The organism is Siminovitchia jepli (assembly GCF_047228825.1).
Classification (GTDB): domain Bacteria; phylum Bacillota; class Bacilli; order Bacillales; family Bacillaceae_C; genus Siminovitchia.
Map to the genome: position 1 here is coordinate 1 of NZ_JBFEGN010000110.1, position 9,107 is coordinate 9,107.

At 42.1% G+C, this 9,107-nt stretch carries 9 protein-coding genes and 1 tRNA gene; 9 read left to right on the top strand and 1 reads right to left on the bottom strand.

What is annotated here, in order from left to right; translation table 11 throughout:
- Positions 1-85: 85 nt before the first annotated feature.
- A complete protein-coding gene (locus AB1L08_RS20165; RefSeq protein ID WP_413066420.1) occupies positions 86-628 on the top strand; it encodes a Na+/H+ antiporter NhaC family protein in 543 nt (180 codons plus the stop codon).
- Between the two features lie 174 nt (positions 629-802).
- Here the strand turns inward: AB1L08_RS20165 and AB1L08_RS20170 are convergent.
- Positions 803-875, bottom strand: a tRNA-Arg gene (locus tag AB1L08_RS20170).
- A 167-nt stretch (positions 876-1,042) separates the two neighbouring features.
- Between AB1L08_RS20170 and AB1L08_RS20175 the strand changes: the two genes are divergently transcribed.
- From AB1L08_RS20175 to AB1L08_RS20210, 8 genes are all read left to right on the top strand, one after another.
- A complete protein-coding gene (locus tag AB1L08_RS20175; protein WP_413066421.1) occupies positions 1,043-1,186 on the top strand; it encodes a hypothetical protein in 144 nt (47 codons plus the stop codon).
- 114 nt (positions 1,187-1,300) lie between these two features.
- A complete protein-coding gene (locus AB1L08_RS20180; protein ID WP_413066422.1) occupies positions 1,301-2,071 on the top strand; it encodes a VOC family protein in 771 nt (256 codons plus the stop codon).
- Between the two features lie 132 nt (positions 2,072-2,203).
- Positions 2,204-2,644, top strand: coding sequence for an Hsp20/alpha crystallin family protein (locus AB1L08_RS20185; protein WP_413066423.1), 441 nt, complete (start codon positions 2,204-2,206; stop codon positions 2,642-2,644).
- Between the two features lie 407 nt (positions 2,645-3,051).
- Positions 3,052-3,786 (top strand): phosphoadenylyl-sulfate reductase, encoded by a 735-nt coding sequence (locus AB1L08_RS20190; protein WP_413066424.1) that lies wholly within the window; start codon positions 3,052-3,054, stop codon positions 3,784-3,786.
- A gap of 114 nt (positions 3,787-3,900) precedes the next feature.
- Positions 3,901-5,088 carry a sulfate adenylyltransferase gene (gene sat / locus AB1L08_RS20195; RefSeq protein WP_413066425.1) on the top strand — a complete coding sequence of 396 codons (1,188 nt, stop codon included), beginning with the start codon at positions 3,901-3,903 and terminating at the stop codon, positions 5,086-5,088.
- A 24-nt stretch (positions 5,089-5,112) separates the two neighbouring features.
- Positions 5,113-5,715 (top strand): adenylyl-sulfate kinase, encoded by a 603-nt coding sequence (gene cysC / locus AB1L08_RS20200; RefSeq protein ID WP_413066426.1) that lies wholly within the window; start codon positions 5,113-5,115, stop codon positions 5,713-5,715.
- 111 nt (positions 5,716-5,826) lie between these two features.
- Positions 5,827-6,735, top strand: coding sequence for a sulfite exporter TauE/SafE family protein (locus AB1L08_RS20205; protein ID WP_413066427.1), 909 nt, complete (start codon positions 5,827-5,829; stop codon positions 6,733-6,735).
- Between the two features lie 357 nt (positions 6,736-7,092).
- Complete coding sequence (locus AB1L08_RS20210) at positions 7,093-8,667, top strand: Vga family ABC-F type ribosomal protection protein (RefSeq protein WP_413066428.1); 1,575 nt, start codon at positions 7,093-7,095, stop codon at positions 8,665-8,667.
- Positions 8,668-9,107: the final 440 nt, after the last annotated feature.

The window sequence follows — 9,107 nt, forward strand, 5'->3', positions numbered from 1 at the left end:
GGCGCCGAACACTTTGGGCATGTGAGAGCAGTCGGAACTTTAACCACACCGTTTTTCCGACGCATAACCTGCTTTAAATGTCAACATGATTCCGGGAGTAAATCCAGAAAATTTAGCGGATAGTGTTCTTACTTTACTAAACCGCGGAGGTATTATTTCTATGGTTGGCATTGTCGTTATTATTTATTGCGGCTATGCATATACAGCGATTATTAGTAAGGCTGGATTTCTTGAAACGGCCATCACACCTTTGACACAGAGAGTGAGAACCCGAGGTCCGTTAATGATTACTACATTATTCACCGGCTTGTTATTGCTTGTCTTTTCAGGTACATCTTACACAGGGGCAATTATGTTGCCGGAAATGTTTATGAAGGCGTTTCAGAGATCAGGAATGGCAGCAAAAACACTTTCCAGAAGTATTGAAGATGTCGGAACAATGGTAGCGCCACTTGTACCATGGGGAACTTCTGGAGCGTTTTATATTAGTACATTAGGTGTTCCGATTTTTGGTTCTGGCGGGTATGGACCATGGGCTGTAATGACTTATATTACTCCTATAATTGCAATAATTCTCGCCTTTTTAGGAATAGGCGTTAAATACTCAAGTTTAGGACATAATAAATAGGCTCTAACAGTTAGTATAAGGAGTATCTGGTGACAGGATTTCAAAATTGAATATCGGTTGAGGGGCTTTTTATTAATCTAAAAAATATTATAACAGGCTAAAGTTGACTATTTATAATAAAAGTAGCAAGAGTACAGACACGCTGCAACCCTTGCTACTAACAATTTTTGGATACGGCCCCGGCAGGAATCGAACCTGCGACGCACGGTTTAGGAAACCGACGCTCTATCCTCTGAGCTACGGAGCCATGCTGCTATCAATAAAGGACCTTTATTATTATAATACATATTATCTTTGTTGGAAAGTGAAAAATAGTATATACTATAAAATAGATAAACGGAAAAGGATATGCTTCTTTGCTTTTCAGTTGTACGTAAATGAAAAGCGGACAATGTATGGGTGGAGGAGATATTTATGCAACTGGGCGTACTCATTGGACTGTCTGTACTGTTGGTTATAATCGCCGTATTTCTGGTATACTTCATTGGCAGTGTACTGGATTCGGAAGATTCCAATAGAATAGACGAGCTTCCTTCTGATCAACAACAAAATAGCTGAATGAAAAGCCTCCTGCCATATTTGTGTTCAGGAGGCTTTATTAATGAATGCCGGACGGGCTTTTTTGTTTTGCACGCTGATATAATGAAAAAAAAGCAAAGGAAAGGTGATCCAATGACTGCATTGGCTTTTGACCACATCGTGCATTTTGTCGACCGGGATCCGTCATCGGCCATTCCCGAATGGAAGAAGCACGGTCTATTGGCTGTGAAAGGCGGATCGCATCTTCAATGGGGGAGCTGGAATAGCTTGCTCTACTTCGGGCTTTCATATGTAGAGTATTTGGCGATAGAAAATGATTTAATCGTCGGCGGTTCCGATAACCCTTTAATAAAACAAATGAACGAAGATTTGCAGAATGGGGAAGGGTTCGGGAATATTTGTTTTAGAACGAGTGACATTCAATCATTACGTGAGCGGCTCACCAATTCAGGATTTACGCCTAGCGAAATTGTAAATGCAGAACGGAGAAGAGAAGACGGAACAATCTTGCAGTGGAAAATGCTGTTTGCAAAGACTCCCGCATCAATGGCCCCGTATCCTTTTTTCATTCAGTGGGATCAGGAGGATGCGGACAGGTTGAAAGCCTATTGTGAAAGGGGAATCATTCCGGAAAAGCAGCAGCATCTACATATAAGCAAAGTATATTATTTTGTCCAATCACCAGAGGACCATGCTGCGAATTGGAAAGAAATACTTCAGGCATCTGAACCATCTCCGATTTTTGATGCAATTTATAACAAAGAGGCGATCTCCCTGAAGACAAGGGACGTCGAGCTCATTTTTGCAGAAGGTCCAACAAATCGTCCGGCCGCCATTCATGTAACCGGCTTAGGCAATAAAAAATCAATTGAGCTGCTTAACGGGCTTTATTTGTTTTCCTAGCGGATAAAAATAAAAAGATAAAGTATACTACCAATTGACCGGTAGCGGCAGCGTTTTATTTATGTGCACCGGGGTAAAAAAAAGAAAGGCTTACTGCCTTTTTTTTACGAATCCGACATGGGAGGTGCAAAAATGTCTTTAGTACCATTTGACCCTTTTCGCCAACTGGACAACATGAGGAGAGACTTAAATCGTTTATTTTCGGCTGACTTTGGGGCGAATAGAGAGTTCGGCATGCCGAAAGTGGATGTGTATGAAACGGAAAATGAAGTGGTGGCCACATGTGATATTCCCGGGTTGGAAAAGAAAGATGATGTCCACATCCATATCAATGAGCAAAACCTGCTGACGATCAGCGGGACGATCCAGCGCTCCAATGAAATAAAGGAAGAAAACATGCATAAACAGGAGCGGTTTACGGGACATTTTCAACGGTCAATCCCTTTGCCATCCCCGGTTTCGATGGAGGGAAATGCCAAGGCTTCCTATAAAAATGGAGTACTCGAGATTCGCATGCCAAAAGTAGAAGATGACGATCAAAACAGAAATAAAATTGATGTGGACTTCCATTGACATGAGCCGGAGGGAATACCCCTTCGGCGTTTTTTTTTGCTTTAAAAAGCCCAAAAACTTTTTGAAAATTGGGAACAAAACCGAAGCGATTCCGGCCGCCATAGAGCTTAGCCGGGGAATGCCTAATAAGTACAGGCTCATTTCGTGTAACGGGTGAATAGGTTAAAAAGGAAAAAGCCCATGGGAGGAAATCACGATGCGAAATTGAACCATGACCCTGATATAAGGCGGTAATTGGTTCTGGAAAAGAGGAATTGGAGGATGATAATTCCGGAACATTAAATTTCCTAAATAAGAGCTGATACCCCTTTTATTGGCATGCAAGGAAGAGCGGAGAGCGATCCGTATATGCTTTTGCAAAAAAACTTTTGCCAATGGAATCATTTAAGCAGTCTGGAGTGGAATGCATGAATATCCCGTTAATCAGTTACAAAGAGTTTCAGGAGGACCCCTTTAAGGATTGGGTACCTGCGGATGAAACAAAAGGCGCTGTAAAAATTTTGCAGTGGGCGTATGATTCCTACAAGGACGCTATTATTTATGCATGCAGTTTTGGTGCAGAAGGCATCGTTTTAATCGATCTCATTTCCAAAATCAAACAAGATGCACAGATTGTTTTTTTGGATACCGGGGTCCATTTTAAAGAAACCTATGAGCTTATTGATAAGGTAAAGGAAAAATATCCTGAACTGAATATTCAGTTGAAAAAACCAGCATTAACTTTGGAGGAGCAGGCTAAACAATATGGCTCTGAACTTTGGAAAAGCCGGCCGGATCTTTGTTGTTTCATTCGAAAGGTTAAACCTTTGGAAGAAGTATTACAAGGTGTTCCGGCTTGGATCTCGGGTCTGCGAAGAGAACAATCTTCAAGTCGGAAGGATACAAACTTTGTCAATAAGGATGAACGGTTCCGGTCAATCAAGGTATGTCCTTTAATTTATTGGACGTGGGAGGATGTTTGGAATTATATCCGGGAAAATAATTTACCTTATAACCCTTTACACGACAAGGGATATCATAGTATTGGCTGCGAGCCTTGCACATCGCCTGTAACAAATAACGAAGATTTTCGGGCGGGAAGGTGGGCCGGGTTTCATAAGACAGAGTGCGGTCTCCATACATTTGAAAAGAAATTAAAATAACGGTTTGTTGATAACCGTTGTGTTTTACGGAACCAAAAAATAATACTTTGAATAGACTGAGTCGTGATATGCCCAGCAAAATTGGCATGGATGAAAAATTTGGAGGTAGAAACGATGACTGTAACGTTACAAAAAGAAGAAAGCGCCATTTTACCTCATGGGGGTGAATTGATTCAAAGAGAATTGGTTGCCCCGGAAAGAGAAACTTATCTAAAAAAAGCCGATTCATTGAAACCCTTAAAACTGGATGCCTGGGGTTTATCTGATTTAGAACTTATTGGCATCGGTGGATTTAGCCCTTTAACAGGATTCATGGGACAACAGGATTACACCCGCGTCCTAGAAGACATGCGTCTGGCCGATGGGACACTTTGGAGTATTCCGATTACTCTCCATGTCTCCCGGGAGGAGGCAAATGAATATGAAATTGGTACTGACATTGCCCTTACCGGAGAGGACGATGTCGTTTATGGTGTGCTTCATTTGCAGGAAAAGTATTTCTATGACAAAGAAAAGGAGGCAAGACTTGTATTTGGGACGACGGATCCCGCGCATCCGGGTGTCAACAAAGTTTATGAACAAGGTGAAGTGTATTTGGCAGGTCCAATCTATCTACTCAACCGACCGCAGCATGCCCCTTTTGAAGCATTTTATTTAGATCCGAAAGAAACGCGGAAAATGTTTGCCGATTTGGGTTGGAAAACGATAGTTGGGTTTCAAACAAGAAATCCTGTTCACCGCTCTCATGAATTTATTCAAAAATGCGCCTTGGAATATGTTGATGGCCTATTGTTAAATCCATTGGTTGGTGAGACGAAGGCAGATGATATTCCGGCAGAGATTCGCATGGAAAGTTATCAAGCGATTCTAAAAAATTATTTTCCGGCTGATCGGACCAGACTGGTTATATATCCGGCTGCAATGCGTTACGGGGGACCCAGGGAAGCCATTTTACATGCCATCGTCCGTAAAAATTATGGATGTACACATTTTATCGTTGGGCGTGATCACGCAGGTATCGGTAATTACTATGGTACTTATGCAGCCCAGGAGTTAATTTCACAATTTGAAGATGAACTGGGGATCCAAATATTTAAATTTGAAAATGCCTTCTACTGTACCAAATGCGAGAACATGGCTACCGCCAAAACGTGTCCGCATGATCAAGCATGTCACGTCCTTTTAAGTGGAACAAAAGTGAGGGAAAAACTCCGGAATGGAGAAGATCTGCCAAAAGAGTTTTCGCGTCCCGAGGTTGCAGCAATACTTATAAAGGGCCTGCAGCATCAAAGGCGCATTTAAAGTAAAAGCCTAAGGAGGGAGCATATGAGTACACCCGCCAATCTTGTGTGGCACGAATCACTAGTGTCAAAAAAAGAAAGACAACAACGAAATAACCACCAAAGCGCTGTACTATGGTTCACAGGGCTCTCCGGATCAGGAAAATCCAGTTTATCCGCTTTGCTGGAGAAAGAGCTTTTCAGGTTGGGTGTCCACACTTACCGTTTGGATGGAGATAATATCCGTCACGGTTTAAATAGCAATTTAGGCTTTAGTCCCGGGGATCGCACCGAAAACATCCGGCGTATAGGAGAAGTTGCAAAGCTTATGGTTGATGCAGGGTTAATCACGATGACGGCATTTATTTCTCCATACAGACAGGACCGCGATCAAGTTCGATCCATTTTGGAAGAAAACGAATTTATTGAAATCTACGTTAAATGCAGCTTGGAAGAATGTGAAAAGCGTGATCCGAAAGGGCTTTATAAAAAAGCGCGCGCCGGCAAAATTAAAGGATTTACAGGGATTGATGCGCCTTATGAAGAGCCTGTGGCCCCGGAAATAACAATCAATACTGAAATGCTATCTTTAGAGGAAGCAGTTCAGCTCATCATCAAATATTTGAAGGATAAGAACTATATAGCTTAAACAGCTTTAAACGATTTCTCTCTAAAGCGGGAACCGCCTTGATTCATTAGAGAGTTTGACAGGAAAAAATATGAAACACTAAAACCGTCAATTTTAATGAGGGAAGGGAATATGAAAAAACTAATTGTTTTAGCCATGGTCGGTTTCCTTGCCCAGCTTATAGACGGTGCTTTGGGAATGGCATATGGCGTATCCTCAACGACTTTTTTATTGGCATTTGGCATTGCTCCGGCGGTAGCCTCCGCTACCATACATCTATCCGAAGTGGCTACGACCGCAGCTTCAGGAATAGCACACTTTAAATTCGGAAATGTGGATAAAACCATATTGTATCGACTGATTATTCCGGGATCTGTCGGAGCTTTCGCGGGTGCTTGCTTTTTGAGCAATTTGCCGGGCGAAATCGTGAAGCCGTATATTTCAGCTTTTCTATTGTTGTTGGGATTCTATGTGGTGTTTCGATTTTTGTTTACATTTAAAAATGGCGAGGTAAAAGAAGCCAAACCAATATCCATCAAACAGTCAATACCATTGGGATTGGTTGCAGGTTTTGCCGATGCAACCGGCGGCGGAGGCTGGGGCCCGATTGCCACACCCGTTCTTCTTGCAAAAAAAGGGATGACGGCCCGGAAAGTAGTAGGGACGGTTGACACAAGCGAATTTGCAATTGCCGTTTCGGCCACTCTTGGGTTTTTAATTTCATTAGGCTGGGAAACCGTCAATTTTCTTTGGGTTGGGGCTCTCGTTATTGGAGGCGTTATTGCTGCGCCCATCGCGGCATGGCTCGTTCGAAAAGTTCCTGCTCAATTAATGGGCATTTTGGTTGGAGGATTTATTATCCTCATCAATGCCCGAACGATGTTAAATACATGGATCATAAACGGATCGTATGCGGCTCTCATTTATGGAACCATTTTGCTCGGTTGGGCAGTCGCTATTTTCATCGGTTTACGCAAAATGAAATCTGAAAAAATGAATGCAAAAGAAAGAAGAACATTGATCAAAGCTAAATTGGGATGAGGTTGAGACAAATTCTAACCAAGACAAGGAACCTGCTTTTTTCAACAAACGTAACAGTTGACAAATTTAAAAAGACCGTCTATAGTGGCAGTAAATAAACGAGCGGAAGGGTGAACAAGCTGCATGAAGTACTAATCCTATTTAAGAAAACCACTCATTGAAGGCTTTTTAACGAAGATCTATGCTTTTTTGGGTTGCCTTCAATCGGAGTTTTCAGAATAGGATTGGACTTCTATCGTTGAGCGCAAAAGGGAGGAATCTCTCTTTTTGGTGTTCATCTTTACTTGCGCCTCCTATTCTGAATTCAGATAGGGGGCATTTTTATGTCCCCGATTATGCAAAAATGGGGATGATCATATGACTTTATTGGAAGCGATCAATATAAAGCACTATGTCAAGGATCGGTTGCTGCTAAATATCGAGCGGTTGGAAATTAACAAAAATGACCGGATTGGTCTCGTTGGCCGAAATGGCAGCGGAAAGACAACACTATTGAATATTCTTTCCGGAAATCTGCCGCCGGATGATGGGATCGTCCGCCACCGTGTAACGAGTGAGCTTTTGCCGCAGTTGAAAAGGATCGATACTGTCAAAAGCGGCGGTGAGGTAACGCAGGAATACATGAATGAGGTGCTTGTAAAGGCGCCGCAAATTTTATTTGCAGATGAACCGACAACAAATCTTGATGCAGAGCACATTGAATGGGTTGAAAGGAAACTGGCCGGGTGGAAGGGTGCTTTTGTGATTGTATCCCATGACCGGGCATTTTTGGACGCCCTTTGCACATCCATTTGGGAAATCAATGAAGGAAATGTAAAGGAGTATAAAGGCAATTACAGTGACTATGCTGAACAGAAAGAGCTGGAGCATCGTCAACAGCGGCTCGCTTATGAAAAATACGAGTTAAAGAAAAAACAGCTGGAAGAAGCGTTGAAAGCAAAAGAGCAAAAAGCTGAAAAAGCAACGAAAGCACCAAAAAAGGTGAGCCAATCGGAAGTGAAAATAAAGGGTGCAAAGCCCTACTTTGCCAAAAAGCAAAAGAAGCTGCAAAAGACGGCAAAAGCGATGAAAACGAGGTTGGAAAAATTCGAAAAAGTGGAGAAAGTGAAGGAGACGCCTCCGCTTAAAATGAATTTGCCCAATGAAGGTACATTTAAAGACCGAATCATTCTCCGTGCCGAAAATGTGGAAGGCATCGCCGGCGGCCGTCTCCTTTGGAAAAAAACGAGCTTTCATATTCGCGGCGGAGATAAACTTGCCATCATGGGCCCAAATGGCAGCGGAAAAACGACGCTTGTAAAAATGATAGTCAATCAAGCTGAAGGCATCACAATTTCTCCGGCCATGAAAATGGGTTACTTTAGTCAGAACTTAAATATATTGGATGTTGAAAAATCAATTCTGGAAAATGTCAGTTCCACTTCCAGGCAGGATGAAACATTCATCCGAACCGTATTGGCAAGATTGCATTTTTTTCGGGATGATGTTTATAAGCCGGTCGGAGTGCTGAGTGGCGGAGAACGCGTCAAAGCAGCGCTTGCCAAAATACTTTTGAGTAATAGTAATACGTTAATCTTGGATGAACCGACGAATTACCTGGATATTGAAGCTGTCGGTGCATTGGAATCACTTTTAAAGGAATATGCAGGAACTGTCATTTTCGTTTCGCATGATCGCCTGCTGATTCAACATGTCGCCACCCGTATGATGGTTATTCGTCATAAAGAGATTGAGCTTGTTGAAGGGACCTATACACAATATAAACAGAGTCAACGCAAAAAAACCCGAAATACCCAGGAAGATCGACTCCTCGTCATCGAAACGAAGATATCAGAGGTGCTCAGCCGGTTAAGCATCGAGCCAAGTAAAGAACTGGAAAAGGAATTCCAAAAACTGATAGAAGAAAAAAGAAAATTGGAAGCGTGCGAATAAATGGCACAAGAATCCACTTTGATCATCATTTTCAAAGTGGATTCTATTTTTTATACTGTAAATCCCGGTAGCCTGTATACTAGGAAATTCGACAAAATTCGAGGGTTTTCGGGGAGTGACAGTGCACCTATCATAACTGTTGACAATTATTTGAAAAGGGTGATAATATTCAAGGACACTACATATTTTGGTAGAAAAACAATGGTTTCCTGAACAGGAGCCCAAGCTTTCAAGGAGGAATGGATCATGCTTATACGCGCTATGTATCTTAATAAGGCTAATTTCATACATTGTCCATACCTTCTTTTGGTAAAATGGCGAATTCCGGCAAAATGATGACGTATGGATGACCTTCTATACCCATTTTAACTTACAAATGCGCGGTCTAACTCCACCGTCTTTAGACGGTATCAGCTTTTAGCCTTATCTTTGTATGTCCA